At 62.4% G+C, this 26,329-nt stretch carries 26 protein-coding genes; 9 read left to right on the top strand and 17 right to left on the bottom strand.

Features of this window, described 5'->3' with window-relative positions:
• Positions 1–83 precede the first annotated feature (83 nt).
• On the top strand, positions 84–1,265 hold the full coding sequence (locus tag HJ536_RS08940; RefSeq protein ID WP_177157463.1) for a BaiN/RdsA family NAD(P)/FAD-dependent oxidoreductase: 1,182 nt from the start codon (positions 84–86) through the stop codon (positions 1,263–1,265).
• Here the strand turns inward: HJ536_RS08940 and HJ536_RS08935 are convergent, their stop codons facing one another.
• From HJ536_RS08935 to ftsY, 3 genes are all read right to left on the bottom strand, one after another.
• Positions 1,266–1,874, bottom strand: coding sequence for an inner membrane-spanning protein YciB (locus tag HJ536_RS08935; RefSeq protein ID WP_177157462.1), 609 nt, complete (start codon positions 1,872–1,874; stop codon positions 1,266–1,268).
• Positions 1,875–1,878: 4 nt separating this feature from the next.
• The gene (locus HJ536_RS08930; RefSeq protein ID WP_177157461.1) at positions 1,879–2,781 is read right to left on the bottom strand and encodes an EamA family transporter; all 903 of its coding nucleotides are present in this window, start codon (positions 2,779–2,781) and stop codon (positions 1,879–1,881) included.
• An 88-nt stretch (positions 2,782–2,869) separates the two neighbouring features.
• Entirely contained in the window at positions 2,870–3,919 is a 1,050-nt protein-coding gene (ftsY, locus tag HJ536_RS08925; RefSeq protein ID WP_177157460.1) for a signal recognition particle-docking protein FtsY, read from the bottom strand.
• A 111-nt stretch (positions 3,920–4,030) separates the two neighbouring features.
• Here ftsY and HJ536_RS08920 point away from each other — a divergent pair, with 111 nt between their 5' ends.
• Entirely contained in the window at positions 4,031–4,426 is a 396-nt protein-coding gene (locus tag HJ536_RS08920) for a hypothetical protein (RefSeq protein WP_176853460.1), read from the top strand.
• On the opposite strand, the gene xseA is transcribed toward HJ536_RS08920, so the two are convergent.
• On the bottom strand, positions 4,423–5,967 hold the full coding sequence (xseA, locus tag HJ536_RS08915) for an exodeoxyribonuclease VII large subunit (RefSeq protein WP_177157459.1): 1,545 nt from the start codon (positions 5,965–5,967) through the stop codon (positions 4,423–4,425). The genes HJ536_RS08920 and xseA overlap by 4 nt on opposite strands.
• A 72-nt stretch (positions 5,968–6,039) precedes the next feature.
• On the opposite strand from xseA, the gene purD reads away from it, so the two are divergent.
• Positions 6,040–7,308 carry a phosphoribosylamine--glycine ligase gene (purD, locus tag HJ536_RS08910; RefSeq protein ID WP_177157458.1) on the top strand — a complete coding sequence of 423 codons (1,269 nt, stop codon included), beginning with the start codon at positions 6,040–6,042 and terminating at the stop codon, positions 7,306–7,308.
• Between the two features lie 69 nt (positions 7,309–7,377).
• Here the strand turns inward: purD and HJ536_RS08905 are convergent, their stop codons facing one another.
• Positions 7,378–8,100, bottom strand: coding sequence for an FG-GAP repeat domain-containing protein (locus tag HJ536_RS08905; protein ID WP_228028680.1), 723 nt, complete (start codon positions 8,098–8,100; stop codon positions 7,378–7,380).
• Complete coding sequence (locus HJ536_RS08900) at positions 8,100–8,423, bottom strand: 2Fe-2S iron-sulfur cluster-binding protein (RefSeq protein WP_176853464.1); 324 nt, start codon at positions 8,421–8,423, stop codon at positions 8,100–8,102. The genes HJ536_RS08905 and HJ536_RS08900 overlap by 1 nt, the downstream gene beginning before the upstream one ends.
• 186 nt (positions 8,424–8,609) lie before the next feature.
• Between HJ536_RS08900 and HJ536_RS08895 the strand changes: the two genes are divergently transcribed.
• Positions 8,610–9,131, top strand: coding sequence for a peptidoglycan-binding domain-containing protein (locus HJ536_RS08895; RefSeq protein ID WP_177157457.1), 522 nt, complete (start codon positions 8,610–8,612; stop codon positions 9,129–9,131).
• A 76-nt stretch (positions 9,132–9,207) separates the two neighbouring features.
• On the opposite strand, the gene HJ536_RS08890 is transcribed toward HJ536_RS08895, so the two are convergent.
• The 6 genes from HJ536_RS08890 to rpiA form a co-directional block, all read right to left on the bottom strand.
• Positions 9,208–10,623 carry a DegQ family serine endoprotease gene (locus tag HJ536_RS08890; protein WP_420811089.1) on the bottom strand — a complete coding sequence of 472 codons (1,416 nt, stop codon included), beginning with the start codon at positions 10,621–10,623 and terminating at the stop codon, positions 9,208–9,210.
• A gap of 164 nt (positions 10,624–10,787) precedes the next feature.
• Positions 10,788–10,985 carry a DUF2065 domain-containing protein gene (locus tag HJ536_RS08885; protein ID WP_176853466.1) on the bottom strand — a complete coding sequence of 66 codons (198 nt, stop codon included), beginning with the start codon at positions 10,983–10,985 and terminating at the stop codon, positions 10,788–10,790.
• Positions 10,985–11,872, bottom strand: a complete 888-nt coding sequence (gene hflC / locus HJ536_RS08880) for a protease modulator HflC (protein ID WP_177157456.1) — start codon at positions 11,870–11,872, stop codon at positions 10,985–10,987. The genes HJ536_RS08885 and hflC overlap by 1 nt, the downstream gene beginning before the upstream one ends.
• 1 nt (position 11,873) lies before the next feature.
• Positions 11,874–13,031 carry an FtsH protease activity modulator HflK gene (gene hflK, locus HJ536_RS08875; protein WP_176853468.1) on the bottom strand — a complete coding sequence of 386 codons (1,158 nt, stop codon included), beginning with the start codon at positions 13,029–13,031 and terminating at the stop codon, positions 11,874–11,876.
• 65 nt (positions 13,032–13,096) lie between these two features.
• On the bottom strand, positions 13,097–14,455 hold the full coding sequence (gor, locus tag HJ536_RS08870) for a glutathione-disulfide reductase (RefSeq protein WP_177157455.1): 1,359 nt from the start codon (positions 14,453–14,455) through the stop codon (positions 13,097–13,099).
• Positions 14,456–14,482: 27 nt separating this feature from the next.
• Positions 14,483–15,265 carry a ribose-5-phosphate isomerase RpiA gene (gene rpiA, locus HJ536_RS08865; RefSeq protein ID WP_176853470.1) on the bottom strand — a complete coding sequence of 261 codons (783 nt, stop codon included), beginning with the start codon at positions 15,263–15,265 and terminating at the stop codon, positions 14,483–14,485.
• A 387-nt stretch (positions 15,266–15,652) separates the two neighbouring features.
• Between rpiA and HJ536_RS08860 the strand changes: the two genes are divergently transcribed.
• Together HJ536_RS08860 and HJ536_RS08855 are read left to right on the top strand one after the other, a co-directional pair.
• On the top strand, positions 15,653–17,026 hold the full coding sequence (locus HJ536_RS08860) for an L-serine ammonia-lyase (protein WP_177157454.1): 1,374 nt from the start codon (positions 15,653–15,655) through the stop codon (positions 17,024–17,026).
• Positions 17,027–17,032: 6 nt separating this feature from the next.
• On the top strand, positions 17,033–17,956 hold the full coding sequence (locus HJ536_RS08855; RefSeq protein WP_177157453.1) for a DMT family transporter: 924 nt from the start codon (positions 17,033–17,035) through the stop codon (positions 17,954–17,956).
• On the opposite strand, the gene HJ536_RS08850 is transcribed toward HJ536_RS08855, so the two are convergent.
• Entirely contained in the window at positions 17,957–18,634 is a 678-nt protein-coding gene (locus tag HJ536_RS08850; protein WP_194245675.1) for a thiamine diphosphokinase, read from the bottom strand.
• A gap of 139 nt (positions 18,635–18,773) precedes the next feature.
• Between HJ536_RS08850 and HJ536_RS08845 the strand changes: the two genes are divergently transcribed.
• Entirely contained in the window at positions 18,774–21,257 is a 2,484-nt protein-coding gene (locus tag HJ536_RS08845) for a hypothetical protein (RefSeq protein ID WP_177157452.1), read from the top strand.
• A 68-nt stretch (positions 21,258–21,325) separates the two neighbouring features.
• Here HJ536_RS08845 and HJ536_RS08840 read toward each other — a convergent pair whose 3' ends face one another.
• The 4 genes from HJ536_RS08840 to HJ536_RS08825 form a co-directional block, all read right to left on the bottom strand.
• Positions 21,326–21,808, bottom strand: a complete 483-nt coding sequence (locus tag HJ536_RS08840; protein WP_176853475.1) for an SRPBCC domain-containing protein — start codon at positions 21,806–21,808, stop codon at positions 21,326–21,328.
• Between the two features lie 21 nt (positions 21,809–21,829).
• Positions 21,830–22,228: a hypothetical protein gene (locus HJ536_RS08835; protein WP_176853476.1), complete on the bottom strand. Its 399-nt coding sequence runs from the start codon at positions 22,226–22,228 to the stop codon at positions 21,830–21,832.
• Between the two features lie 130 nt (positions 22,229–22,358).
• Positions 22,359–22,601 (bottom strand): DUF2842 domain-containing protein, encoded by a 243-nt coding sequence (locus HJ536_RS08830; protein ID WP_176853477.1) that lies wholly within the window; start codon positions 22,599–22,601, stop codon positions 22,359–22,361.
• Positions 22,601–23,896, bottom strand: a complete 1,296-nt coding sequence (locus HJ536_RS08825) for an adenylosuccinate synthase (protein ID WP_177157451.1) — start codon at positions 23,894–23,896, stop codon at positions 22,601–22,603. Before HJ536_RS08825 ends, HJ536_RS08830 begins: the two co-directional genes overlap by 1 nt.
• A gap of 251 nt (positions 23,897–24,147) precedes the next feature.
• On the opposite strand from HJ536_RS08825, the gene secG reads away from it, so the two are divergent.
• Together secG and HJ536_RS08815 are read left to right on the top strand one after the other, a co-directional pair.
• Positions 24,148–24,507, top strand: a complete 360-nt coding sequence (gene secG, locus HJ536_RS08820; protein ID WP_176853479.1) for a preprotein translocase subunit SecG — start codon at positions 24,148–24,150, stop codon at positions 24,505–24,507.
• Positions 24,508–24,672: 165 nt separating this feature from the next.
• Positions 24,673–26,316 carry a CTP synthase gene (locus HJ536_RS08815; protein ID WP_176853480.1) on the top strand — a complete coding sequence of 548 codons (1,644 nt, stop codon included), beginning with the start codon at positions 24,673–24,675 and terminating at the stop codon, positions 26,314–26,316.
• Positions 26,317–26,329: the final 13 nt, after the last annotated feature.

Genomic DNA, 26,329 nt, shown 5'->3' with positions numbered 1-26,329 from the left:
ATCTGCAAGCGATTCTATCGTGAAAGAGACGCTGTGGCCAGTGTCCTCTTGATTCCTTGGCAAATTCGCGACAATCCGCCGGTATGACCTATGACACACTGATCCTCGGGGCCGGAGCGGCCGGAATGATGTGCGCTGCCCACTGCGGTGGACGCGTGCTTGTCGTCGACCATGCCAAGGCTGCGGGCGAGAAAATCCGCATTTCCGGCGGGGGACGGTGCAACTTTACCAATATGTTCGCCGAACCGGCGAATTTCATCTCTGGAAACCCGCATTTTTGCAAATCCGCGCTGGCCCGTTTCACCCAGTGGGACTTTGTCGCGATGGTCGACAAGGCGGGAATCAAGTGGCACGAAAAGACCCTTGGCCAGCTCTTTTGCGATAACAGCGCAAAGGATATCGTCAAAATGCTGCTCGATCTGATGGCGCAGGCAGGCGCCGAGCTGTGGCTGGAAACCGCCGTCGAAGAGGTGAGTCGCGAGGGCGATCTGTTTCAGGTGCGTCTTGTTAGATCCGGTCGCTCCATGACGGTCGAGGCCAAGCGCGTTGTGCTGGCCACGGGCGGCAAATCCATTCCGAAAATGGGGGCCACGGGCATCGCCTACCAGATCGCCCAAGGGTTCGGCCTGAAGGTGACCGACACGCGCCCTGCCCTCGTGCCACTGACATTCAGCAGCCAGCCCTTTGCGGGCATCTCGGGGACGGCGATTCCCGGTCGGGTGCGCGCTGGAAACGGCAGCTTTGACGAGGCAGTATTGTTTACACATCGCGGGCTATCCGGCCCCGCGATCCTGCAAGCGTCGTCCTATTGGACCGAGGGCGATAGCATCCACATGACCCTCTGCCCCGAGAATGACTGGATGGCGCTGCTGCGACAGGCCCGCACAGACACGCCCCGCCGCCAGATCGGCACCGCACTGGCCGAGCACCTGCCCAAGAAGCTGGCGCAGCTTCTGGACGAGACGTGGGGCCTGCAGGACCAGTTGGCCAACACCACCGACAAACGCCTGTCCGAGGTTGCCGCCCTGCTGGCGGACTGGGAACTGACGCCCACCGGCTCCGAAGGGTACCGCACCGCCGAGGTGACTTTGGGCGGGATCGACACGAACGGGTTGTCCTCCAAAACAATGGAGGCCAAGGATGTCCCCGGCCTCTATGCGATTGGTGAATGTGTGGATGTGACCGGCTGGCTTGGGGGCTTCAACTTCCAATGGGCTTGGTCGTCGGCCATGGCCTGCGCCAAAGCGATCGCGGCAGAGGGCTGATCAGCCCTCTTTATCCTGCTCGATCCCGTATTTCTGGAAGAGTTTGCCCTGCGTCATAAAGAACGCGAGAATCGCCAGCGTCAGGCCAAAGGTCTTGAAGCTTACCCATGTCTCGGTGCTCTGGGTGCGCCAGATCACTTCGTTCAGCAGCGCGAGGCCAAAGAAGAACGCGCAGACGCGGCGGGTCAGGATCATCCAGCCCTCGTGCTGCATGGGCAGGGCTTCTTCCATTACGACGCGCAAGTAGCTTTGGCCACGCAACAGGCCAAAGCCGAGGATCAGGCCAAAGATCAGGTAGATCAGGGTCGGCTTCATCTTAAAGAAGCGTTCGTCGTTCAGCCAGACGGACAGGCCGCCAAAGACCACGACCAGCACCAGCGTCACCGCCTGCATCTTGGACATATGGCCCGTCAGCTTCCACAAAAGGCCCGAGCAGATGACCATCAGCGGCACGAACGCCGCCGTCACCGCAATGAAGCCGCTGTACTCCTGACCGCCCACAACAAAGGTTTTATCCTTGAGCAGGACATAGGCCACGAAAAAGGCCAGCACCGGCCCGTATTCCAGAACGCCCTTGATCATCGGGCTGACGTGTTTGGGGGTTGCCATGGGGTTAGCCTCCGAATTCCACAACGATCGCGCCGAGGGCGATCAGCGACATTAAGATAATTCTGCGCGGCCCGACCTTTTCCCCCAGCACGATCCAGCCGATCAGCGCCGCGAACACGGTCGAGGTTTCCCGCAGGACGGCGGCCTCGCCGACTTTGTCCAGACGGGTGGCCAGCATGATGGTCCCAAAGCTGCCAAAGGCGATCAGGCCCCCGATCACGCCGCGCAAGGCCAGCGGCCCCAGCGCAGGACGGTCCGCCATTTTGCGCCAGCGGTAGGTGGCATAGACCGGCATCGCCAGCGCATCGATAAAGAAGAACCACGACAGGAAGGTGAACGGGTCCGCCGTGGCACGTATGCCGTAGGCGTCGTAGGTTGTATAAAGCGCGACAAAGGCACCGGTGATGAACGCCAGTACCAACGCGGGGACCAGCGTGTCGCGGTCGACCTCGATATGGATGTAGTTATAGAGCGCGAGGCCAAAGATCCCCGTCAGCAGGATCGCCACCCCCAGCCACTGCCCCGCGCTGAAGGTTTCCCCGAAAATCAGGAACGCGCCGATCACAGTGAACAAGGGACCAGTGCCGCGCACCACGGGATAGACCACCGTATAGGCCCCCCGCGCATAGGCCATCCCTTGCAGGATTTTGTAGACTAGATGGATCGCGAACATGCCCGCAAAAATCGGCCACATATGCGGCTCGGGCCACGGGAACACAAAGAGGGCAAAAGGTGCGGCCATCAGACCATAGCTGGCATCCATCGCACCGCGGCTGAGCCAAGGGTCATGCCGCCCCTTTTGCAGAGCACCAAAGAATGCGTGCAGGATAGCGGCCGAGACCGCGAGGATCAGGGCAAGGGTGTGACCTGCTTCGGTCCCTTCGAGGGAGAGGAGCCAATCGCTCAAGGGCTGCGCCTTTCGGGGATGGGGGATGGGGGCGCTGCCCCCGCCCGCTGATGCGGGCTCCCCCGGGGTATTTTTACAAGGTGAAAGATTATTCGATGCCCACGAGGGCTTTGGCGAAATCTTCGGGGTCGAAGGCGTCGAGGTCGTCGATCTGCTCGCCCACGCCGATGGCATGGATCGGCAGGCCGAACTTGTCCGCCAGCGCCACGAGGACACCGCCGCGCGCTGTGCCGTCGAGTTTGGTCATCACGAGGCCCGAAACATCGGCGATCTGTTTGAAGATTTCGACCTGAGTGACCGCGTTCTGGCCCGTGGTAGCGTCCAGCACCAGAAGGGTGTTGTGGGGGGCGTCGGGGTCTTTTTTGCGGATGACGCGGACGATTTTCGCCAGCTCTTCCATCAGGTCCGAACGGTTCTGCAACCGGCCTGCGGTGTCGATCATCAGCAGGTCGGCGCCTTCGGCTTCGGCCTTGGTCATGGCTTCGAACGCGAGGCTGGCGGGGTCGGACCCTTCGGGCGCGGTCAGGACGGGCACGTTGGCGCGCTGGCCCCACACCTGCAGCTGTTCGACCGCGGCGGCGCGGAAGGTGTCACCGGCAGCGATCACCACGTTCTTGCCCGCCGCTTTGAACTGGCTGGCGAGTTTGCCGATGGTGGTGGTTTTGCCCGAACCGTTCACGCCCACGACCAGCACGACCTGCGGCTTTTTGGGGTAGATCGGCAGGGGGCGGGCCACGCCCTCCATGATGCGGGTGATTTCGCGGGCCAGAAGTTCCTTGATCTGGGTCTGGCTGACGCGCTGGCCAAGGTGGCTTTGGGCGATGTTCGCGGCGACACGTTGGGCCGTTTCCACGCCCATGTCCGAGGCCACGAGCAGATCCTCGAGCTCTTCGAGCATGTCGTCGTCTAGGGTCCGGCGCGGGCTGGTATCGGCACCGGTCAGGCGGCCCAGAATACCGGCCTTGGGCGCAGGGGCAGCCGCGGGGGCGGCTTGGGCGACGGGTTCGGGGACAGGCTGCGCAGCGGGCGCAACTTCGGGCGTTTCATCGGCCCCGTCTTCGATCAGCGCCTCCAGCCCTTGATCGAGCTTGGAGGAAGATTTGAACATGCGGTCGCGGAGCTTGCGGAAAAACGCCATTGGCACCCCTTTATATAGCTGGCACAGAGGTAAACCTTCTGTGGTCGAAAGAAAAGGCACGGGACACCCCAAAATTACTGCCCTATGGTGCTTCAAACCTCCGGAGTTTTCATGCTGCGTTTTATTGCTGCTTTTTCACTGATCCTCCCTGCGGCTGTTTTGGCCGATGACGCACTGACCGCCGATGAATTTGCGCGCAAGGTCGAAGGCAAAGTGCTGACCTATGGTCTGTCCGGCGAACCTTATGGCGCCGAGGAATACCTGCCCAACCGCCGCGTGCGCTGGTCCTTTCTGGATGGCAAATGCGACGAGGGCTACTGGTACCCCGAGGGGGACAGCATCTGCTTTGTCTACAATGACACGCCGACACCCCAGTGCTGGTCGTTCTTTGACACCGGCGATGGGCTGCGGGCGGATTTCCTGACCGACCCCGATGACCAGAGCCTGTATGAGGTGGATCGGGGCAACGGACCGCTGTCCTGCCCCGGACCCGAGGTCGGCGTTTAGAACAGGCTGCCTTGGCTGGGGCCGGTGTCCTTGGTCTTTTTGGTGGGCTTTGCGGCGCCGCCGATCTGGATGCGGCCGTCGGCGAATTCGATCTCTAGCGCACCAGCGGTTTTGGCGGCGGCGGCGCTGGTGATCACGTTGTTGTCGCTGCGGACAACCGCATAACCACGATCCAAAGTCCGATGATAGGACAGCGTTTCCAACAGGCGCGCCGAGGCATCCAGCCGGTCCTGCCGCTGGGTCTCGTTGCGTTTTTGCGCGTCGCTCAGACGTTGGGTCAGGCGGGCCAGTTCGGTGGTCTGGCGGGACAACTCGGCACTCAGGGCTTCGGGGCGCAGTCGGGCCGCACGGGCGTTTAGGGCATCGCGGCGGGCGGCGATCAGACGGGATTCGGCTGGGGCCAGACGGGCGGCCAAACGTTCTGCCCGCTGGGCTTCGGACTGGATGGCGCGGCGCAGGGTGCCGGGGCGCAGGCTGCCAGCGGCCTCGGACAGGCGCAGACGGCGGGCATCCACATTGCGGCGCAGGGCCGAGGGCAGACGTTCCGACGCAAAGTCCAGCCGTTGGCGCGCGTTCTCGACCAGCCGCTCGGGGCGCGGCAAAGCGCGGGACAGGTCGCGCAACCGCTGGCCACGCAGGTCCAACGCACGGGACATCCCCCGCCCCAGACGGGCGGCGTAATCATCCAGCGCATACATCAGCTCGGTCCGCACAGGCACAGCAATCTCGGCGGCGGCGGTGGGGGTCGGCGCGCGGCGGTCGCTGACAAAGTCGATCAGAGTGGTGTCTGTCTCGTGTCCCACAGCCGAAATCAGCGGGATGTCAGAGGCCGCGGCGGCGCGGGCGACAATCTCTTCGTTGAAACCCCAGAGATCCTCGATCGAACCACCCCCACGCGCCACAATCAGCACATCGGGTCGCGGCATCGCGCCGCCGGGGGTCATGCGGTTGAACCCCTCGATGGCGCGGGCGACTTCGGGGGCGCATTTTTCACCCTGCACGGCGACCGGCCAGATCAGGACCTTGCGCGGGAAACGGTCGCGCAGGCGGTGCAGGATATCGCGGATCACCGCACCCGAGGGCGAGGTCACCACGCCGATAATCTCGGGCAGATAGGGCAACGGGCGCTTGCGGGCGGGGTCGAACAACCCCTCCCCTTCGAGCTTTTTCTTGCGGGCCTCCAGCATGGCCATCAGGGCACCCACACCGGCGGGGCGCATATCCTCGATCACCATCTGGTATTTCGACTGGCCGGGAAAGGTGGTCAGGCGGCCGGTGGCGATGACCTCCAGCCCCTCTTCGGGGCGGGTGGGCAGACGGCTGACGACGCCCTTCCAGATAACCGAGGCCAGAACGGACTTGTCATCCTTGAGGTCCAGATAGACGTGACCCGAGCGCGGCCACGACACGCGACCGATCTCTCCGCGAATCCGGATGTGGCTGAATTCACCCTCGACCATGCGCTTGACCGCGCCTGACAGCTCGGAAACGGTAAATTCGGGTGCATTCTGGCCCGGTGCGTCGTCTTCGAACAGGTCCATGCTTGCCTCGCTTGTTCTTTGGTTGATCCCAAACTAGAACGCCCGCAACGAAAACCCAAGCGGGAGAAGCCCATGAACATCCTGATCCTTGGCGGCGGTGGCCGCGAACATGCGCTGGCGTGGGCCGTGTCGCAGAACCCCAAGTGCGATAAACTGATCGTCGCCCCCGGCAACGCGGGCATCGCACAGATCGCCACCTGCGCCTCGCTGAATGCCGAAGACCCTGCGGCGGTTCTGCAATTTGCCGAGGCCGAAGCGATTGATCTGGTCATCATCGGCCCCGAAGCGCCCTTGGCCGCTGGCGTCGCAGACCGTCTGCGCGAGGCGCAAATCCCCGTGTTCGGCCCCAATGCGGCGGCGGCACGTCTGGAAGCCTCGAAAAGCTTTACCAAGGAAATCTGTGACGCGGTGAACGCGCCCACGGCCGCCTATGCCCGTTTCACCGAGGCCGAGCCCGCCAAAGCCTACATCCGCGAACAAGGCGCACCCATCGTGGTCAAGGCCGACGGTCTGGCCGCTGGCAAAGGCGTGATCGTCGCGATGGAAGAGCAAGAAGCGCTGGACGCGATCGACGACATGTTCGGCGGCGCCTTTGGTGCGGCTGGCGCAGAGGTCGTAATCGAAGAGTTCATGACCGGCGAGGAAGCGAGCTTCTTCGTGCTGGTCGATGGCAATGACGTGCTGCCCGTTGGCACCGCCCAAGACCACAAGCGCGTCGGCGAAGGCGACACCGGCCCCAACACCGGCGGCATGGGCGCCTATTCGCCCGCACCGATCATGGACGCCTCGGTGACCGAAAAGGCACTGGAAGAGATCGTACGCCCGACAATGGCCGAGATGGCCCGCCGCGGCACTCCCTATTCGGGCGTTCTGTATGTCGGTCTGATGATCGAAAACGGCCAGCCCCGTCTGGTGGAATACAACGTGCGCTTCGGTGATCCCGAGTGTCAGGTGCTGATGATGCGTCTTGGCGCTCAGGCGCTGGACCTGATACAGGCGTGTGCCGAGGGTCGTCTGTCCGAGATGACCGTGAACTGGGCCGATGACCACGCGATGACCGTCGTCATGGCCGCCGAGGGCTATCCCGGCAGCTACGTCAAAGGCACCGAGATCAAAGGTCTGGACGCGATCGAGAACGACAGCATGAACGTTGTCTTCCACGCGGGCACCAAGGCCGAAGGTGGCAAGGTGCTGGCGACCGGTGGCCGTGTGCTGAACGTCACTGCCCGCGGCGCGACCCTGCAAGAGGCCCGTGATCGCGCGTATGGCATGGTTGACCGCGTGGAGTGGCCCGAAGGCTTCTGCCGCCGCGATATCGGCTGGCGTCAGCTGCAGCGTTGAGGGGGGTTGGGGGCTCTGCCTCCGTCCGCTGACGCGGCCTCCCCCGGAGTATTTTTACCAAGATGAAGATCAGGGCGTGCACTTAAGCGCGCCCTGAATGCTTTCGGGGCCTTGGTAGGCGGCGATGGGGCGCGAGGTGAGCTGGCCGTTCTCAAAGGTGGTCGCCATGATCTGCGACCAGTCGGAGTTGCCTGTGATGATTTCAGGCTGCGGTCCGCAGGTGCGGATGCCACTGGCGATATAGGGCCAGCCGATCTGGTGATTGCTGAGGTTCGGAGCCTCGGCGATCTGGGTCAGGGTGGCGGTGTCGCCGACCGCCTCGTACCGGTAAAGGCGCAGGGTGCGGGCCAAGTGGGGACGGTCGATCAGGGCGATTTCCTTGTGACCGTCACCGGTGAAATCCGCCGCGCCAATCTTGGCCATCCAACGGTAGGGCTGACCGATGAATGCGGTCGCAGCAGCCAAGGACAGCGTCCCGTCATAGAGCCGATAGATCGAAAGGCGCGAGCCGTAGGACTGGTGGCTTTCGACGGTCAGCACTTCGGCAGTGCCATCGGCATCCAGATCGACAAGGAGGGGGTCGGTGTCCTCGAACACGATGTCCGTGGGCCATTCGATGGCCAGCGCCCTGCCCTGATCGGTTTTGATCCGCAGGATGGTGTGTTCGGTGGTGTCCCCCAGAACGCCGTGGGGGTAGCGGGTGGTCGGGCCGTCATAGCCCGCCCACGTGATCGTTTCGGCCAGCGCCGGAGTGGCCAGAAATGCCAGACCCAGCGCCGCCGCCCGCAGCATCAGATCTGCTTTTCGGGCATGTGGACGACCAGACCGTCAATGGCGTCGCTGACCTTGATCTGGCAGGTCAGGCGCGAACGCTCGGGGTCGGGCTGGTAGGCAAAGTCCAGCATGTCCTCTTCCATAGCGTCTTTGGCGGGCAGTTTCTCGACCCATGCGGGGTCTACGTAGACGTGGCAGGTCGAGCATGCGCAGGCGCCGCCGCAATCGGCTTCGATGCCCGGAATGCCATTGTCACGTGCGCCTTCCATAACGGTCAGGCCGTTCGCGACCTCTACGACATGTTCGGTACCGTTATGCTCGATGTAGGTAATCTTGGCCATCTTGCTGGTCTTCCCTTTCAAAACTCGCCTTTACCTAGTCAATCAGGCCGCATCTCGCCAGTGGGAAAATGGCCGCTGCACTGTGGGACTAGGCCACCGTTGCATTTCGGGCTAGTGTCAGCGCAAAAGCGGCTAACGCATGATCGAGGAAGAGTGGTGTCAAGGTTCGGAGCAGGTTTACCGGGAATGGGGCTGGCGTTGCTGTTGCAGGGCTGTGGCGGCGGGGTCGTGACCACGGCCTATCTGTCAGAGCCGTCGGACATTGGCTATCATTCCTATGGGCCTGCGGACGCGGCGCCCGGCACCTGTTGGGGGGTCGAGTTTACCCCCGCGATCATCGAAACCGTCACCGAACATGTGCTTGTCACCCCCGAGACCACGCTGGATGACGGCACCGTGCAGCCTGCGGCCTATAACACCGTCACCCGCCAGAACATGGTTCAGGATCGTGGCGAGCAGTGGTTCGAAACCCCCTGCGAGAGCGACCTGACCCCCGATTTCATCGCCTCGCTCCAGCGGGCGCTGGAGCTGCGCGGGTATCTGCGGGGCACGGCGGACGGGGTTCTGGACGTGCGCACTCGGCGGGCCATTCAGGCGTTCCAGCATGACTTCGGGCTCGACAGTGATGTCCTGAGCATGAAAGCCGCGCGGCAACTGGGCCTTGTCGCCTATGGCCGCGAGGAATTCGGGATGGCGCCGCAAAGCTGACCCCGGAAAACAGATCGGGCGCTGACCTGCGAAGGCCGCGCCCGATGTTCGGTTGGGTGGTGGAGCACCCTACCCCTTATTCAGCGTCCACAGTCAGAGCCACAAAGCGGGGCTCGCCCATGCGGCGGATCAGCAGCAGCACCGATTTTCGGCCGCCTTCGCGGGCCTCGTCGATGCGGGCTTGCAGGTCGCCGATCACTTCGATGGGCTGCTGGCCCACTTCGGAGATCACGTCACCGGCGCGCAGACCTTTGTCGAAGGCTTCGCTGTCCTCGGCCACTTCGGTGATGACCAGACCTTTGCTGGCGGGGGGCAGCTGCAGTTCGGTGCGCACGGTGTCGTTCAGTTCCGACAGGCTCATGCCCAGAACTTCGGCCTTCGAGGGCTCTGCCTGTGCGGCAGGTGCGGTGGTGTCCTCGGTGCCTTCGGCGGTTTCGCGGCGACCCAGAGTGACCAGAATGGTCTGGCTCTTGCCTTCACGGACCACAACGACGCGGACCGATTTGCCATCGGCAGTGTCGCCGACCTGACGGACCAGACCACGGGTATCCTCGACGTTCACGCCGTCAAAGCTGGTGATCACGTCGCCCGCTTGGATGCCAGCGTCCAGACCGGGGCCCGGGGGGACATCGGTGACCAGAGCGCCCTTGGCGCTTTCCAGACCCATGGCTTCGGCCACATCGGGGGTCACGTCCTGAATGCGGACACCCAGCCAGCCGCGACGGGTTTCACCGAATTCCTGCAGCTGCGACACGACCTTGGACACGACGTTCGACGCCATCGAGAAACCGATCCCGATCGAGCCACCGTTCGGCGACAGGATGGCGGTGTTCACGCCAACCACTTCGCCGTTCATGTTGAACAGCGGGCCGCCCGAGTTGCCACGGTTGATGGCGGCGTCGGTCTGGATGTAATCGTCATAGCTGCCAGAAAGTTCGCGGTTACGCGCCGATACGATACCGGCCGACACCGAGAAACCCTGACCCAGCGGGTTACCAACGGCCAGCACCCAGTCGCCCACGCGGGCAGTGTCGCTGTTGCCGAAGGGCACATAGGGCAGCGGTTTTTCAGCTTCGACCTTCAGGACCGCGATGTCGGTCTTGGGGTCGGTGCCGATCACCTTAGCGGGCAGGTTCTGGCCGCTGGTGAATTCGATCATGATCTCGTCCGCGTTCTCGATCACGTGGTTGTTGGTCACCACGAAACCGTCTTCGGAGATCACAAAGCCCGAACCCAAGGCAGAGCTACGGTGGGGCTGCTGCGGGGCATCGGGGTTCTGAAATTGGCGGAAGAAATCCTCGAACGGGGACCCTTCGGGGACCTGGGGACCGGGGCCTGTGTTGGTCTCGACCATGGTGGAGGTGGTGATGTTCACCACCGCAGGGCTGACCTTTTCGGCCAGATCGGCAAAGCTGTCGGGTGCCGCCTTGACAGTGGTCGTCAGACCCTGTGCCATCGTCATCATTGCGACCAGCCCCGCCATAACAGCCATGCGCACCGCTCCTCGGGTCATGTACGCATTCGTCTTAGTCTGGGAATTCAATTGGGGTCTCCTTCTGGAACACAAGCCGTGTGCATTGTTCAACACCTAGGAGTTCATCCGTGCAACACAAACACCGGTAAGATTATCTCAAGACCATGTGATGCGTTGAAACTTCAGTGCGGCAAGGCGTCGGCCACGATCCAGAGCAGGGTCACACCAATGGTCAGGGCGACCAATCCCATCGTGCGCCGATCCTCGAGCGAAAGCTGCCGCATCGCCTCGAGCATTTTTTCGATAAGCGAAGGGGCCAGCGCATAGGCCAGCCCCTCGACAATCAAGACCAGCCCAAGGGCCAGAATTGCGGTTTGCATCAGTTGCCTCCGGCCTCGGGTGCGTCGCTCTTGAGATAGTCAAAGAACTGGCTGTCCGGGGTCATGACCATGCTGCTGTTGTCCCCTTTCAGAGCCGTCTCATAGGCCTGAAGCGACCGGTAGAAGGCAAAGAATTCAGGATCAGCACCAAAGGCTTCGGCGAAAACGCGGTTCCGTTCGGCGTCCGCTTCGCCTCGGGTCACCTGCGCCTCGCGTTCGGCTTCGGACAGGGTCTCGACGACGGTACGGTCGGCGGTTGCGCGGACACGCTGCGCGGCCTCGTTACCACGGGCGATCTCGTCCGCGGCTTCTCGCTCGCGCTCGGCGCGCATACGGGCAAAGGTCGCGTCAAGGTTCTGGTCCGGCAGGTTGGTCTGCTTCAGACGCACGTCCACCACATCAAGACCCAAGCTACGGGCCGACACACGGGCGTTGTCACGAATGCGCAGCATCAAGGAGCCACGGTCCGACGACAGGATGGTGTCCGAAGTCACCTGATCGGCACCCAGAACCTCGCGGATTTGGGCGTTCAGGATCGAGCTCAGACGGTCCTCGGCGGCGCGAACACCGCCCACACCGACGGCCTGACGGAATTTGACCACGTCCGAAATCCGGTAACGGGCGAACGCATCCACAACGAGTCGGCGGTCATCCGAGGGGGTGACCTCGATCACATCGGTGTCCAGCGACAGGATGCGGTCGTCGTATTTCACGACTTCCTGGATGATCGGGATCTTGAACGCCAGACCCGGCTCTTCCTTGACAGCCTTGATCTGGCCGAACTGCAGAACCAGCGCCTTTTCACGTTCGTCCACGACGTAGAGAGAGGACAGCGCGACGATTACCCCAACGAAAAGAGCGGGCAGAATGATTGCGGTCTTACGCATCTTAGTTGCCTCCCTGCGTGGTGGTGGTCCGGTTCAGTTCATTCAGCGGCAGATAGGGCACGATGCCGTTGCCGTTCTCCCCGCCAACCAGCGACTGGTCGAGGATGGTCTTGTTCACGCTACCCAGCACCTTTTCCATCGTTTCGATGTAAAGACGGCGGCGCGTGACCTCGGGGGCCTTTTCGTATTCTTCACGGACGGCGCTGAAACGAGATGCCTCACCCAGAGCGTCGTTCACAACGCGGGCACGGTAACCTTCGGCCTCTTCGAGGATCTCGGCGGCTTTACCACGGGCTTCGGCCAGAACGCGGTTCGCATAGGCGTCAGCCTCGCGCTGCAAACGGTCGCGCTGCTGTTCGGCGGCCTGCACTTCGCGGAAGGCGTCGATCACTTCGCTCGGCGGGTCGGCGCGATCAAGGTTCACACGCACGATGCTGATGCCGCTGTCGTATTCGTCCAGCGTGGCCTGAATGTTCTGCATCGCGGTGTCGGCGATCAGACCACGGTCACGGTTCAGAATGGGCGCCAGGTTCGAGGCCGCGATAATCTCGCGCATCACCGATTCCGACACGGCCTGAACGGTCAGCTGGGGATCGCGGATGTTGAACAACAGCTTCGCGGGATCGTTGATGTTCCAGACGACTTGGAAATCAATGTCCACGATGTTCGCGTCGGTGGTCAGCATCAGGCCGTTGCCATTGCCGCTGCGCGACATGCCCACGTCCTCGGTCCGTTCGGAGGTCACGTTGATGACCTCTGCGTTGACCACAGGCCAAGGCGCAAAGTTCAGACCGGGGTTGCCGGTGCGATAGTATTCACCAAGGAACAGCTCGACCGACTGCTCTTCGGGTTTCACGGTGTAGAAGCTGGCCATGCCCCACAGGACCGCCGCAGCCAGAACACCCAAGCCGATTGTGCCACGGGTCAGACGGGGGCCACCTGCCCCGCCGGTGCCACCACCGACCGGACCATTGCCGCCGTTGCCACCACGACCGCCCATCAGGACACGCAGCTGCTCTTGACCCTTTTTCACCAACTCGTCGATTTCGGGGATTTGGTCGCCCTTGGGGGGACGCTGTCCGTTACCGCCATTCGAGCCGCGGTTGCCACCGCCACCAGAGCCTCCGCCGCCCCAGGGGCCGCTCCCGTTTCCAGCCATATAGCCTCTTCCCTTTCAATTTTTCGTTAGGCTTTGCCCCTAAGGTGTGGGCAAAGCCTGAGAATTCAAGCGGTCCGCGTCGGTTTCCGCATGGTCACAAGCTCTTCGGACATGGTCGGGTGTACGGCGCACACGCGATCGAAGTCCTCTTTGGTTGCTCCCATTTTAACGGCGATACCGGCCAGCTGGATCATCTCGCCTGCGCCGGGCGCGACGATATGACAGCCCAGAACCTTGCGGGTGGCCTGACTGACAACCAGTTTCATCAGTACACGGGTCTGACGACCGGCAAAGGAACTTTGCATCGGGCGGAAAGAGGTCACATAAACCTCGATGGGTTCCTGCTGCGCGGCTTGCTCTTCGCTCAGGCCGATGGTGCCCATTTCCGGCTGGGTAAAGACGGCGCTGGGGATCAGTTCGTGATCGACGGCGGTCTTGTTGCCCTTGAAGACGGTTTCCACGAAGGCCATGCCCTCGCGGATGGCGACGGGGGTCAAGTTCACGCGGTCGGTCGCGTCGCCGATCGCATAGATCGAGGGGACCGCCGTCTGGCTGTATTCATCGACAATCACCTGACCCGAGCGGCCCAGTTCGACACCAACCTCTTCGAGGCCCATGTTGGTGGTCGCGGGCTTGCGGCCGGTGGCGAACATCACCGCGTCAAAGGTGTCGGTCGAGCCGTTGGTGGCCTTGGTCCAGACCTTGCCGCCCTCTTCCTTCATCTCCAACACGTTGGTGCCAGTGTGCAGCTTGATGCCGTCCGCGATCATCTCGTCGGCGATCAGACCGCGGGCCTCATCGTCAAAGCCGCGCAGGATTTGCGCACCGCGATAATAGAGGGTCACGTCCACGCCGAGGCCGTTCATAATGCAGGCGAATTCGCAAGCAATGTAACCACCGCCGACGATCAGCATTTTCTTGGGCAGTTCGGGCAGGTGGAAGATGTCGTCCGACACGATGCCCAGATCAGCGCCCGAAATGTCGGGACGCACGGGCGTGCCACCGGTCGCGATCAGAATGGTTTTGGCGGTTTTCTTGGTGCCGTCGGCCAGCTCAACCGTGTGCGCATCGGCAATCCGTGCGCGCTGATCGAATGTCTCGACGCCCGAGCCCGCCAGCAAGCGGCGGTACACACCCTCAAGGCGATCCAGTTCCTCGTTCAGCTTGCCCTTGAAGGTGTCCCAGCTGAAATCGGTGATGCTGGCCTGCCAGCCATAGGCCTGCGCATCAGCGGCAATCCCGCTGTATTCACTGGCGAAAACCATCAGTTTCTTGGGAACGCAGCCGCGGATCACACAGGTTCCGCCGTAACGGTCGCCCTCTGCCAGACCAACTTTGGCCCCTGCTTCGCCAGCCGCGACACGAGCAGCGCGCACGCCGCCCGACCCCCCGCCGATCACGAACAGATCGTAGTCGAAATCCATCTCTTACTCTCTTTGTTGCGGCGCCAGTCAGATGTCGCGGAACAGATTGTCGGGTTCGACAAACTCGATCAGCGACTCCTCGACGGTGCCGTTGTTAATGTCGCGGGTTTCGACACGACCGTCGCCGTATCCAATAACCACCCGGTCGCAGATATCTATGAACAGCCCATTTTCAACCACCCCCGGCACCTGGTTCAGCACCATTGCCAATTGGCGGGTGTTGCCGATGCGCTTGAGATGCAGGTCGAGGATATAGTTCCCCTCGTCCGTGATGTAGGGGCGGTCGCCGTTCATGCGCAGGGCCGTTTGGGTGCCCATTACATCTAGGCTGGCAATCATTTCCTCGACCAATGCCTTGCTGGTTTGCCAGCCAAAGGGGATGACCTCGATCGGCAAGGGGAAAGCACCAAGAGTTTCGACCCCTTTGGCTGCGTCGGCAATCACGACCATCTGGTCGCTGGCCGTTGCCACGATTTTTTCCTGCAACAGCGCGCCGCCGCCGCCCTTGATCAGGTTCAGCTCGCCGTCGAATTCGTCAGCGCCGTCGATGGTCAGGTCCAGCCACTTGGCCTCGTCCAGCGAGACGACCTTGATCCCGACATTGCGGGCCAGTTCCGCGGTCCGCGAGGACGTGGGCACACCGATGATCTTGAGCCCGCGTTCGCGCACCAACTCGCCAAGGCAGCGGACCATCCAAGCGGCGGTGCTGCCCGTGCCAAGACCGACGCGCATGCCATCTTCCACAAATTCGACCGCACGCTTGGCAGCTACGAATTTTGCCTTATCAATCGGCGAAAGCTCTACGGTCATGCCCTGACTCCATCCTGTTTGCCGTGCTTATAGGAGAGATGCCGCACCTGTGCGAGTGGAATGGACCGTTTGGTCGGCAATTGGGCCGGAATATCGCTAAAATCCCGCGATTTAGGGCGCAAATGGCAGGGTTCGGGCGTTATGCGGGCGTTGGCCTGATGGACCCGTTCCGACATTGAGTATTTTTGCAAAGAAGAAACAGGCGCCGCGCTAGGTCGATCAAAGATTGTGCGATATGTCAGGAGAAATGTCGCGCCGCGTTGGGCCGCAACCGCCTGAGACCATGCGATGACGCCAACCTGTGCGCGACAGTCGCATTTGGCCCGCTTCGGGGTGCGGCGCTTTGACATGCTGGGAGTAACGCTGTTTCGTCCAAGGGGGCCTGCCATGTTCATTTCGGTCTTTGATGTCTTCAAGATCGGTGTCGGTCCGTCCTCGTCCCATACGATGGGGCCGATGGTGGCTGCGGGGCGGTTCCTAGAGCTGTTGCGGAATGCGCCTTTTACGGCCCACGGGCTGCGGGGATCGCTGCATGGATCGCTGGCGTTTACGGGTGTGGGGCATCATACGGATCGCGCGACCATTCTGGGGCTCGCGGGCTTTACCCCCGCTGAATTCGACGCGGTGCGTGCCGCCGAGGTGATGGCAGAGATCGAGGCAACCGGACGCATCAATCCCCCCGGCCTTCCCCAGATGGATTTCGCGCCCAAGCAGGACCTGAAGTTCGACTATGGCCCCAACCTGCCCGGTCACGCCAACGGGATGATCCTGATGGCGACCGACAAGCAAGGCGACGTGATCCTGCAAGAGACCTATTATTCCATCGGGGGCGGATTTGTTCTGACCGCCGATGAGTTAGCCCACGGCGCGGACAAGGATGAAGGGGCGCCTGTGCCCTACCCCTTTAAGTCTGCGGTCGAGATGCTGGAGATGGCGGCGGCCTCGGGCAAGACGATTGCCCAGATGAAGCGCGCCAACGAGTTGACCCGCCGCTCTCATGCGGAGGTGGATCGCGGGCTGGATGGTCTGTGGCAGGTGATGGACAACTGCATCAACCGCGGGCTCGAGACCGAAGGCATCCTGCCCGGTGGTCTGAATGTGCGCCGCCGTGCGCCCGGCATCTATCAGGCGCTGATGGCCGAGCGCGGGATGAACCTGACCGCCCCGCACACCATCAACGACTGGATGAGCACCTATGCCATGGCGGTCAACGAGGAAAACGCCGCCGGTGGTCAGGTGGTCACCGCCCCGACCAATGGCGCGGCCGGTGTGCTGCCCGCGACCATCCGCTATTGGTTGGACCATGTGCCCGGCGCGACCCGCACCAAGATCCCCGAGTTTCTGCTGACCGCTGCCGCGATCGGCGGTCTGGTCAAGTTCAACGCCAGCATCAGTGGCGCCGAGGCGGGCTGTCAGGCCGAGGTTGGCAGCGCCAGCGCAATGGCTGCGGCGGGCCTGTGTGCTGTGATGGGCGGCACCACCGAGCAGATCGAGAATGCCGCCGAGATCGCCTTGGAACATCACTTGGGCATGACCTGCGATCCGGTCAAAGGTTTGGTGCAGGTGCCCTGCATCGAGCGGAACGGGTTGGGCTCGATCAAGGCGGTCAGCGCGGCCAGTCTGGCCCTGCGCGGCGACGGGAAACATCTGGTGCCGCTGGACGCCTGTATTGAAACGATGCGCCAGACAGGTCATGACATGAGTGAGAAGTACAAAGAGACCTCTCTCGGGGGTCTGGCCGTCAACATTCCGAACTGCTGAGGCGTCATGTCCGCCAACACCGACCGCACCTTGCTGGGCATTTTCTACATGGTGGGGTTCTGCCTGTTGGCTCCGCTGATGGACGCCTTTGCCAAGGCCACCCCTGCCGAAGTGCCCGCAGCACAGATCATCACCGCGCGCTTCGTGGTGCAGATCGTGCTGCTCTGGCCCTTGGCGGTGGCGATGGGGCAGTTCGCGTGGCCGACGCGGCGGTCCATCGGGCTGCACTTCCTGCGGGCGGGATCGTTGCTGCTGGCGACGTGGTTCTTCTTTAGCGCGGTGCGGGCGATGCCCTTGGCCAGCGCCATCGCGATCTTCTTTGTGGAGCCGTTTGTGCTGACCTTCCTTGGGGCGATTTTCCTGAAGGAAGAGGTCGGCATGCGGCGCATCATGGCCTGTCTGGTGGGCTTTGGCGGGGCGCTGCTGATCATCCAGCCCAGCTTTAACAACCTTGGGGTGGTGGCATTGTTTCCACTTGGGACAGCAGTGCTGTTTGCCACCTACATGATCCTGACGCGGATGATGTCCCAGTCCCTACATCCGGTGACGACCCAGCTACATACGGCCATCGCGGCTTCGGTGCTGGTGGTGCCGGTGCTGTGGTTCTATGACGGCAGCGGGATTACGGCGCTGGACCCTGTCTGGCCCGATCAGACCGCCATGTGGACCCTGCTTGGCGTCGGGGTGATGGCGACGGTGTCGCATATCTCGATCACCTTTGCCCTGCGGAATGCGCCTGCAGCCACTATCGCGCCCCTGCAATACCTCGAGATCATCTCGGCGACCGCCGTGGGCTATCTGGCCTTTGACGAGCTGCCGAATGGCCTGACATGGGTGGGGATCGCGATCATCGTCGGCTCTGGCCTTTATGTTTTCGCGCGCGAGCGGGTGCGCGAGCAGAAGATCACGCGCCCAACCCCCGCACCCTGATCAGCCCCAGCGCTCTGCAGCCATCAGCCCGGCCACGGCAGCATCCGCCGCATCCCGTGGCAGCATCACCAGCATTTTGGGCGCGTCGTACCACAGTTCGACCCGCCCGCCCTGATCCACGCGGTTCGAGGTGCCCACGCGCCCGTCCGGCTGCATGGTGATCCCGTCCACCGGCCAGACCAGCCCTTGCGAGCGCCCCGCAACCGGCGCCATGGGATAGAGCGAGAACGCCATCCCCTCGGACAGCTCCAGCACCAGATGGCGGGGGGCAACAAAGATCACCTCTTCGCCGGACAAAAGGATGCACCGTTTGTCCGGACGCAGGCACAAAGTGGAAAACGCAGCTAACGTGTGATCGATTCTACGCCCTGTGAATCCCAGCCCCAGAATCAAGGGGGCCTCGATGCTGCGCAGACATTTGTCGAAATCGGTGCTATCTTGTTCTGATATTGGAAATAGCCGGTCGGGACCTATCTCTGACCGAGCTGTGGCCGAAACCGAATCAAAATCCCCGATCACAGCGTCCGGCATCCACCCCAGATCGAGGGCACGGTCCGCTCCTCCGTCTGCTGCGACCAACAAATCTGCGTATCCGCGGGCCCACGCAACATCGACCGTATGGGTTTCTCCGCCCCCGATCACTGCAATTGGGTCGTCAGAGGAAACAATAGCTGACATAATGCACCTTAAATATCTTTTTTAGAAACCCGCCACAATTGAGCCACGGATTCATACTGGAATAACCTTTGTTTTGGTCCGTTTCCCAACTTTGTAAGTGTTATTCACAGTTCTGCTAACGAAAGGAAGCGAGCGAGAGATGGTAGGCAACAACAAAATTCTCACCGTTTCGTATGGGACGTTCTCGTGCACCCTAGAGGGTTTCGAGGAGTCTTTCGACACGATGAAGGCGATTGCCGAATATTTCCGGGATCTCGCAGCAGAGGACCGGTATTTCGGCGCAGAGCCCCCAACCCCCGACGCCGAGATGCTTGCCCGCATCGCGGAGCGTGAAATCGCACGCCGGGTCGAAGCACGTACCGAGCGCGGGGGAATTGTCCTGCGCCCGACCGCAACACAGCTGCCCTTGGCCAATGTGCCTGCACAGCCCCAACCCGCCGTGGCTCAGCCCACCGTGGCCGAGGCGCCCGTGCAGCAGGTTGCCCCGCAGCCCGCAGCAGAGCCCGCCCCTCAGGCGGCTCCGGCGCCGATGGCAGCCCCTGTGGCGCCTGTGGCTCAGGAACCCGCTCCTGCCCCCGAACCCGCCCCGGCAGCTGCTCCTGCCCCGGCGCCCGTTCAGGCAGAAGCCGTTGCAGAGCCCACTCCGGCCCCCGCAGTAGAGGCTCCTGCAGATGCGACGGTCTTCAAGGCTCCGGCCTCGAAGGACGACGAAGGCGCCGCTGGCGTCGCCGCCAAACTGCGCCGCATCCGCGCGTTGATGAACAACGAAGCCCCCGAGGCGATCGAGGACAGCAACGAGAACCTTGGTGACGATGCGCCCATGACCGCAACGCTCGACGTTGCTGCCATGTCGCCCGAACTGATCCCCGCCGCCCCCGTCTTTGAAGAAGACGAAAAGGTTGCAGAGATCGAAGTCGCCGAGATCGAGGAAGAGACCTTTGATCTGACCGCGGATGCCGAAGAAGAGGCAGCGGACGATATCGAGGCCTTTGAGGTCGAAGAGAACCTGCTGGCCGAGGACGACGCCGAAGAGGATCACGCCGCCGAGGATATCGCCGCGCTGGTCGCCGAGGCCGAAGCTGTCGTCCCGCATATCGAAGAAGCTGCCGAGCCCGAAGCTGCAGCCGCAGCAGAAACCGCCGAAGTCGAGGCCGTCGAACAGCAGCGCCCTGCGCCCCGCACCGTTCTGCCCCCGACCTTTGATCTGCAGATGATCGCCGCCGCCGAAGCCGCCGCCCGCGAGGCCAAAGCCAAGGAAGCCGAAATCGCTGCAGCCGAAGCAGAAGCTCTGGCACAGGCTCAGGCCGAAGTAGAAGAAGACGTACAGGACGAAGACGCCCTGCGCATCGCCAGCGTTCTGGGGAACCTTCAGGACGAGGACGACGCCGAAGAAGAAGCCGTGGCGGAAATCGAAGAAGAGTTCGAAGAAGAGCTGTCGCTCGACGCGGATGATGATTTCCTGGATGGCGAAGACACTCTGGTCTTTGACGAGGAAGACAGCCTCGAGTTCGACAACGCAGACGAGGATTTCGAAGAAGAGACCCTTGAGGCAGACGACGAGCCCGAAGCCGAAGCCGAAGCCGAGGAAGAGACCGTAGCGGTCGAAGACGTCGAAGCCGAATACGAAGATCGTCCCCGCCGCGTGCGCGTCCTGCGCCTGAAGCGTTCGGACATGGCCAAAGCTCTGGCAGAGGACGCAGCCGCGCCCGAAGAAGAGCCCGAAGCAAACACTCTGAGCGACGAGGACGAGGCCGATCTGATGCGCGCCCTGGCCGAAGTCGAAGCAGAGATGGAGCCCGAAGCCGAAGACGAGATCATCGCTGATGTCGCCGAAGTCGAGGAAGAGATCGAGATCGTCGCAGTCGAAGAAGAGCTCGACCTGCCCGAAACCGTCGAACCCATCGCTGCTGCCATCCGCGAAGAGCGTCCCGCTGGCCGTGATGTTCTGGCCCGCGCCGGTGCCGGTGACGATGCTGCCGCGCGTCTGCTGGAAAAGGCCAAGTCCGAAATGGACGCGCCCGAAAGCAACCGCCGCCGCAACGCGATCGCGCACCTCAAGGCCGCCGTCGCTGCGACCCGCGCCGAAAAGGGCCTGAGCCTGCGCAAGCGCGAAAAGGCCCCCGCCCCCGAGGCGGTCAAACCCGAACCCATGCCCGTGGCAGAGGCGATCCGCCCCCGCCGCCCGCAGACCTCCGAAGCGCCCCGCGCCGAACGTCCCCGCCCCACCGAAGCCCCGCTTCGTCTGGTCGAGGAACAGCGCGTGGACACCTCGAAAGCAACCGGTCCGGTTCGTCCGCGCCGCGTTTCCTCCGAGGACACTGCCCGCCGCGACCGGTCGGACTTTGCGACCTACGCAGCCGAGAAGGGGGCGACCCGCCTGCCCGATCTGCTCGAGGCCGCGGCCGCCTACACGGCTTGTGTCGAAGGCCGCGACCCCTTCACCCGCCCGCAGGTTATGACCCTGCTGAAGTCGGTGATGGACGATGGCCTGAGCCGCGAGGATGCCCTTCGGGCGTTTGGACAGCTCTTGCGCGACGAGAAGATCTCGAAGCTGCAAGGGGGCCGGTTCACGGTCAACGAGAACATCCGTTACCAGCCGCGCGCGATGGCGTCCGGCGAATAAGTCTTTTCTAGAGACCAGCAAAAAAGGCGGCCCGCAAAGGTCGCCTTTTTTCGTTGGATGGGTCGGGATCAGTCGTCCGAATGGGGGTCCAGCGTTTGCGCCAAAGCCTCGAGCTGGCGGATCGCGGCGGTCCAGCCCGCCTCGAAGCCCATGTCCGCGTGGTTTTTCGACAGTTCCGCAGTCCGGTGCATGGCACGCACAGAATACAGCGTTCCCTCGCCCGCGTCCTCCAGAGTGATGGAGGCCGTGAACATCCCCTCGGGGTTGGGACGCCATCCACCGCGCATCAGATCGGTGAAGACGATGCGCGACTTGGGGGTCACTTCGACAAAGCAGCCCTCGGATTCGATCTTGGCCCCGTCGGGCATGATCATCCGCGTCGCAAAGGCCCCGCCCGCACGGAAATCGTGGCGCAGGGACACGGTCTTGACCGGCGCAGGGGTCCACCACTGTTGCAGCAGCGACCCGTCCCGCCACGCCCGCCAGATGGCGGATCGCGGAGCGGCCAGTTCGAGTTTCAGCGTCAGGTCAAAGTGCTGGCTTTCAGGCATGGTCGCTCCGGTCTGTTGGACTTAGCTGGCGGGAACAATCACCGGCGGCGTTGCGTATTGCTGGCGCTCGGCGATCAGGCGTTTGATCTTTTCGCGCAGCAGATAGTCAGGGATCGGCTCGGGAGCGTTCTTCAGAACCGAGTCGAGGCTCGGGTCATCCAGCATCTCCTGATAGAGTTCGATCTTGCGCGAGAGTTCATAGTATTTCTTGCCACGTTCGGTGGCCACGGCGCGGGATTCGGCGTTCACATCGCCGCAGATGTCCTGCAGCGCGTCGCCGGTTTCCTTGGCGACAGTATAAGCGTTCTCGATGGTGCAGTACTTGGAGGTATCGCGCACCTTGGGGATCGGGATAATGATACAGCCGGACAGGCCCAGTGCCATCGCTACAGTCAGAGCTGAGAGGGGAATCTTGTTCATTTCAAATCCTCTGGATGAATGACTCCCAGCCTATCCCTTTGAGAACACGCTGTCATGTCCCTGCATATAGTTGCGCCCTATCATTTTCGTGACAAGGAAAAGGGGCTGCATTTCTGCAACCCCTTTCATCTTACTTATCGTCGATAAATCGCTTCGGCTCTGCATCGGGGTCGGCCTGCCCGATCCCTTTGAACACCGCCTTGAAAGGAAGTGCCCAGACGATGCCGAGCCCGACATAAATCAACAGCTCCAGCCACACGGGCGGGCGGTCGATCGTGCTCATGATCGTGACCGCCACCACTGCATAACCGGGCAGCCCCAGCAGCAGGATCACCAGCGACAGACGCCGGCGCGCTTTGTAGCTCAGCGCCATTAGTCAGCGAACGGGTCGGTCACCAGAATGGTGTCGTCCCGCTCCGGCGAGGTCGAGAGCAGCGCCACGGGGCACTCGATCAGCTCTTCGACGCGTTTGACGTATTTGATGGCGTTGGCGGGCAGATCGGCCCACGAACGTGCGCCTTCGGTCGATTCCTGCCAGCCGGGCATTTCCTCGTAGATCGGGGTGCAGCGGGCCTGCTCGTCTGCCGCGGTGGGCAGATAGTCCAGACGCTGACCATCCAGATCGTAGGCAACGCAGATTTTCAGGGTCTCGAAGCCGTCCAGAACGTCCAGCTTGGTCAGCGAGATGCCGTTGATGCCCGAGATCGCGCAGGTCTGACGGACCAGAGCCGCGTCGAACCAGCCACAGCGGCGCTTGCGGCCGGTGGTGGTGCCGAATTCGTGGCCACGGGTGCCAAGGCGCTCGCCATCATCATCCAGCAGTTCGGTCGGGAACGGCCCTTCGCCAACGCGGGTGGTGTAGGCCTTTACGATGCCCAGAACATAGTCGATCGAGCCCGGCCCGATGCCCACGCCAGTGGCAGCCTGACCCGCGATCACGTTCGACGAGGTCACATAGGGATAGGTGCCGAAATCGATGTCCAGCAGCGAGCCTTGCGCGCCTTCGAACAGGATGCGTTTGCCGGCTTTGCGCTTCTCGTTCAGGACCTTCCACACCGGAGCGGCGTAGGGCAGGATTTCCTTGGCGATCTCGGCCAGCAGGTCGATCAGACCAGCGCGGTCGACTTCTTCGATGCCAAGACCCTTGCGCAGGGGGTTGTGGTGCTGAAGGGCGCGGTCAACGCGGGCCTCGAGGGTCGCCTTGTCTGCCAGATCGGCAACGCGGATCGCACGGCGGCCCACTTTGTCCTCATAGCAGGGGCCGATGCCGCGACCGGTGGTGCCGATCTTGGTGCCAGCCGAGGCAGCCTCTTCGCGGGCGCGGTCCAGTTCACCGTGCAGCGGCAGGATCAGCGGGGTGTTTTCCGCGATCATCAGGTTCTCGGGAGTGATTTCCACGCCCTGCGCACGAATGGTCTCGATTTCCTTGATCAGGTGCCAGGGGTCTAGAACAACGCCGTTCCCGATGACAGACAGCTTGCCGCCGCGCACAACACCCGAGGGCAGCGCATGCAGTTTATATACCTTGCCGTCGATCACCAGCGTATGGCCGGCGTTGTGACCGCCCTGGAAGCGCGCGATCACATCTGCGCGTTCGGACAGCCAGTCCACGATCTTGCCTTTGCCTTCATCGCCCCACTGAGCGCCGACAACCACAACGTTGGCCATAAGGGATCCCCTATTGTCAGATCTTCAAACCGTGCCTCCTATAGCGATGTGCTGGAGCGGGTGAAACCACTATTTCATGAAACCGTCGTGTTCGAACGCCGCAGGCGCGCAATCCCGCCCGTTAAAGGCGAAAACGACATTCCCTTCCCCCGAATTCGACAGTTTCACAGAAAGTCTGGCCCGCACGGCTTGCCCCCCGCGCCGATTTTCCCTACATGGGCGGGCAACAATTGAGTTGCTGCAGGTCCGTCATGGAAAACGTCGTTCTGATTATCCACCTTATTCTGGCACTGTCTCTGATCGGTATCGTTCTGATGCAGCGGTCCGAGGGTGGCGGCCTTGGCATGGGTGGCGGCGCCGGTGGCGTCATGTCCAGCCGCGCGGCAGCAACCGCTCTGGCAAAGATCACTTGGGGTCTGGCAGCTGCGTTCATCTGCACCTCGATCGCCCTGACCGTGATCGCGGCAAGCAACTCGGCGGACAGCTCGGTTCTGGACCGTCTGGGTGGCACCGACACCCCCGCGGCAGAGCAGCCCGCAGACGCGCCCGCAGGCTCTGATCTGCTGCCGCCGTCCACTTCGGACGCGCCTTTGGTGCCCTCGGCAAACTAAGCTACAACTATTAGAAGATAGCGAACCGGACCCAACAGCATCTTGCGGTCCGGTTGCTAAAACTTTGCGAATCCGCTAAGGCTCAAATCCCGTGATGCTGCGATTCTAACGGGTCGCTGCGGGCATTGCTTTTTTTGGCGGAATGATCACGGGAGCGCAGACCGAATGGCGCGGTTCATATTCATCACTGGTGGCGTTGTGTCTTCGTTGGGCAAAGGTCTTGCCTCTGCGGCGCTTGGCGCACTGCTTCAGGCGCGGGGCTTCTCGGTCCGTCTGCGCAAGCTTGATCCCTACCTGAACGTGGACCCCGGCACCATGTCGCCGTTCGAGCACGGCGAAGTGTTCGTGACCGACGACGGCGCGGAGACCGACCTCGATCTGGGACACTACGAGCGTTTCACCGGCGTGGCTGCGCGCAAGACCGACTCGGTCTCGTCGGGCCGCATCTATTCGAACGTTCTCGAGAAAGAGCGTCGTGGCGACTACTTGGGTAAAACCATCCAAGTGATTCCCCACGTCACCAACGAGATCAAGGATTTCATCTCGATCGGCGAAGACGAAGTGGACTTCATGCTCTGTGAAATCGGCGGCACCGTCGGTGACATCGAGGGCCTGCCCTTCTTCGAAGCGATCCGCCAGTTCGCCAACGAAAAGCCCCGCGGCCAGTGTGTGTTCATGCACCTGACCCTGCTGCCCTACATCAAGGCATCGGGCGAACTGAAAACCAAACCGACCCAGCACAGCGTGAAAGAGCTGCGTTCGATCGGTCTGGCCCCCGACATTCTGGTCTGCCGTTCCGAAGGCCCGATTCCCGCGAAAGAGCGCGAGAAGCTGGCGCTGTTCTGTAACGTGCGCCCCGACGCCGTGATCGCCGCGCAGGATCTGAAATCGATCTACGAGGCGCCGCTGGCCTATCACCGCGAAGGTCTGGATCAGGCCGTTCTGGACGCCTTCCAGATCAACCCCGCACCCAAGCCCGACCTGTCGCGCTGGAACGACGTGGCGGACCGCATCTACAACCCCGAGGGCGAGGTCAAAGTCGCGATCGTGGGCAAGTACGTGCAGCTCGAAGACGCCTACAAGTCGATCGCCGAGGCGCTGACCCACGGTGGCATGGCCAACCGTGTGAAGGTCAAAGTGGAATGGGTGAACTCGGAAATCTTTGACCGCGAAGACCCCGCGCCCCATCTCGAAGGCTATGACGCGATCCTCGTGCCCGGCGGCTTTGGCGAGCGTGGCACCGAAGGCAAGATCAAAGCGGCCCAGTTCGCCCGCGAGCACAAGGTTCCCTATCTGGGCATCTGTCTGGGCATGCAGCTGGCCGTGATCGAAGCCGCGCGCAACGTGGCGCAGGTCACCAACGCAGGCTCCGAGGAATTCGACCACGAAGCTGGCCAGAAGCGCTTTACCCCCGTTGTCTACCACCTCAAGGAATGGGTGCAGGGCAACCACAAGGTCGAGCGTTCGGTCAAGGACGACAAGGGCGGCACCATGCGCCTTGGCGCCTACAACGCGACTCTGGCCGAGGGCTCGAAGGTTGCGGAAATCTACGGCACCCAGCACATCGAGGAACGCCACCGTCACCGCTATGAGGTGGACACCAAGTACCGCGAACAGCTTGAGTCCTGTGGCCTCAGCTTCTCGGGGATGTCGCCCGACGGCCGCCTGCCCGAAATCGTGGAATGGAAAGACCACCCGTGGTTCATCGGCGTCCAGTTCCACCCCGAACTGAAGTCCAAACCGTTCGAACCCCATCCCCTGTTCCGCGACTTTGTTCGCGCGGCCAAGGAATGCTCGCGTCTGGTCTGATCCGGCGCCACAT

It is taken from the genome of Donghicola mangrovi, from assembly GCF_013377535.1.
In the GTDB taxonomy this organism is placed as follows: domain Bacteria; phylum Pseudomonadota; class Alphaproteobacteria; order Rhodobacterales; family Rhodobacteraceae; genus Donghicola; species Donghicola mangrovi.
The sequence above is the reverse complement of the archived record's forward strand: the minus strand, read 5'-3'. Positions and strand labels throughout refer to the sequence as shown.

Coding starts and splice junctions, on each gene's coding strand:
- HJ536_RS08885 (WP_176853466.1), bottom strand. CDS start 10,985: ATGCAAACCGCAATTCTGGCCCTTGGGCTGGTCTTGATTGTCGAGGGG.
- HJ536_RS08905 (WP_228028680.1), bottom strand. CDS start 8,100: ATGCTGCGGGCGGCGGCGCTGGGTCTGGCATTTCTGGCCACTCCGGCG.
- secG (WP_176853479.1), top strand. CDS start 24,148: ATGGAAAACGTCGTTCTGATTATCCACCTTATTCTGGCACTGTCTCTG.
- HJ536_RS08935 (WP_177157462.1), bottom strand. CDS start 1,874: ATGGCAACCCCCAAACACGTCAGCCCGATGATCAAGGGCGTTCTGGAA.
- HJ536_RS08890 (WP_420811089.1), bottom strand. CDS start 10,623: ATGGCTGTTATGGCGGGGCTGGTCGCAATGATGACGATGGCACAGGGT.
- HJ536_RS08835 (WP_176853476.1), bottom strand. CDS start 22,228: ATGAACAAGATTCCCCTCTCAGCTCTGACTGTAGCGATGGCACTGGGC.
- HJ536_RS08920 (WP_176853460.1), top strand. CDS start 4,031: ATGCTGCGTTTTATTGCTGCTTTTTCACTGATCCTCCCTGCGGCTGTT.
- purD (WP_177157458.1), top strand. CDS start 6,040: ATGAACATCCTGATCCTTGGCGGCGGTGGCCGCGAACATGCGCTGGCG.
- hflK (WP_176853468.1), bottom strand. CDS start 13,031: ATGGCTGGAAACGGGAGCGGCCCCTGGGGCGGCGGAGGCTCTGGTGGC.
- HJ536_RS08855 (WP_177157453.1), top strand. CDS start 17,033: ATGTCCGCCAACACCGACCGCACCTTGCTGGGCATTTTCTACATGGTG.
- HJ536_RS08850 (WP_194245675.1), bottom strand. CDS start 18,634: ATGTCAGCTATTGTTTCCTCTGACGACCCAATTGCAGTGATCGGGGGC.
- gor (WP_177157455.1), bottom strand. CDS start 14,455: ATGGATTTCGACTACGATCTGTTCGTGATCGGCGGGGGGTCGGGCGGC.
- HJ536_RS08860 (WP_177157454.1), top strand. CDS start 15,653: ATGTTCATTTCGGTCTTTGATGTCTTCAAGATCGGTGTCGGTCCGTCC.
- rpiA (WP_176853470.1), bottom strand. CDS start 15,265: ATGACCGTAGAGCTTTCGCCGATTGATAAGGCAAAATTCGTAGCTGCC.
- HJ536_RS08830 (WP_176853477.1), bottom strand. CDS start 22,601: ATGGCGCTGAGCTACAAAGCGCGCCGGCGTCTGTCGCTGGTGATCCTG.
- HJ536_RS08840 (WP_176853475.1), bottom strand. CDS start 21,808: ATGCCTGAAAGCCAGCACTTTGACCTGACGCTGAAACTCGAACTGGCC.
- hflC (WP_177157456.1), bottom strand. CDS start 11,872: ATGCGTAAGACCGCAATCATTCTGCCCGCTCTTTTCGTTGGGGTAATC.
- HJ536_RS08895 (WP_177157457.1), top strand. CDS start 8,610: ATGGGGCTGGCGTTGCTGTTGCAGGGCTGTGGCGGCGGGGTCGTGACC.
- HJ536_RS08940 (WP_177157463.1), top strand. CDS start 84: ATGACCTATGACACACTGATCCTCGGGGCCGGAGCGGCCGGAATGATG.
- xseA (WP_177157459.1), bottom strand. CDS start 5,967: ATGGACCTGTTCGAAGACGACGCACCGGGCCAGAATGCACCCGAATTT.
- HJ536_RS08815 (WP_176853480.1), top strand. CDS start 24,673: ATGGCGCGGTTCATATTCATCACTGGTGGCGTTGTGTCTTCGTTGGGC.
- HJ536_RS08825 (WP_177157451.1), bottom strand. CDS start 23,896: ATGGCCAACGTTGTGGTTGTCGGCGCTCAGTGGGGCGATGAAGGCAAA.
- HJ536_RS08845 (WP_177157452.1), top strand. CDS start 18,774: ATGGTAGGCAACAACAAAATTCTCACCGTTTCGTATGGGACGTTCTCG.
- ftsY (WP_177157460.1), bottom strand. CDS start 3,919: ATGGCGTTTTTCCGCAAGCTCCGCGACCGCATGTTCAAATCTTCCTCC.
- HJ536_RS08900 (WP_176853464.1), bottom strand. CDS start 8,423: ATGGCCAAGATTACCTACATCGAGCATAACGGTACCGAACATGTCGTA.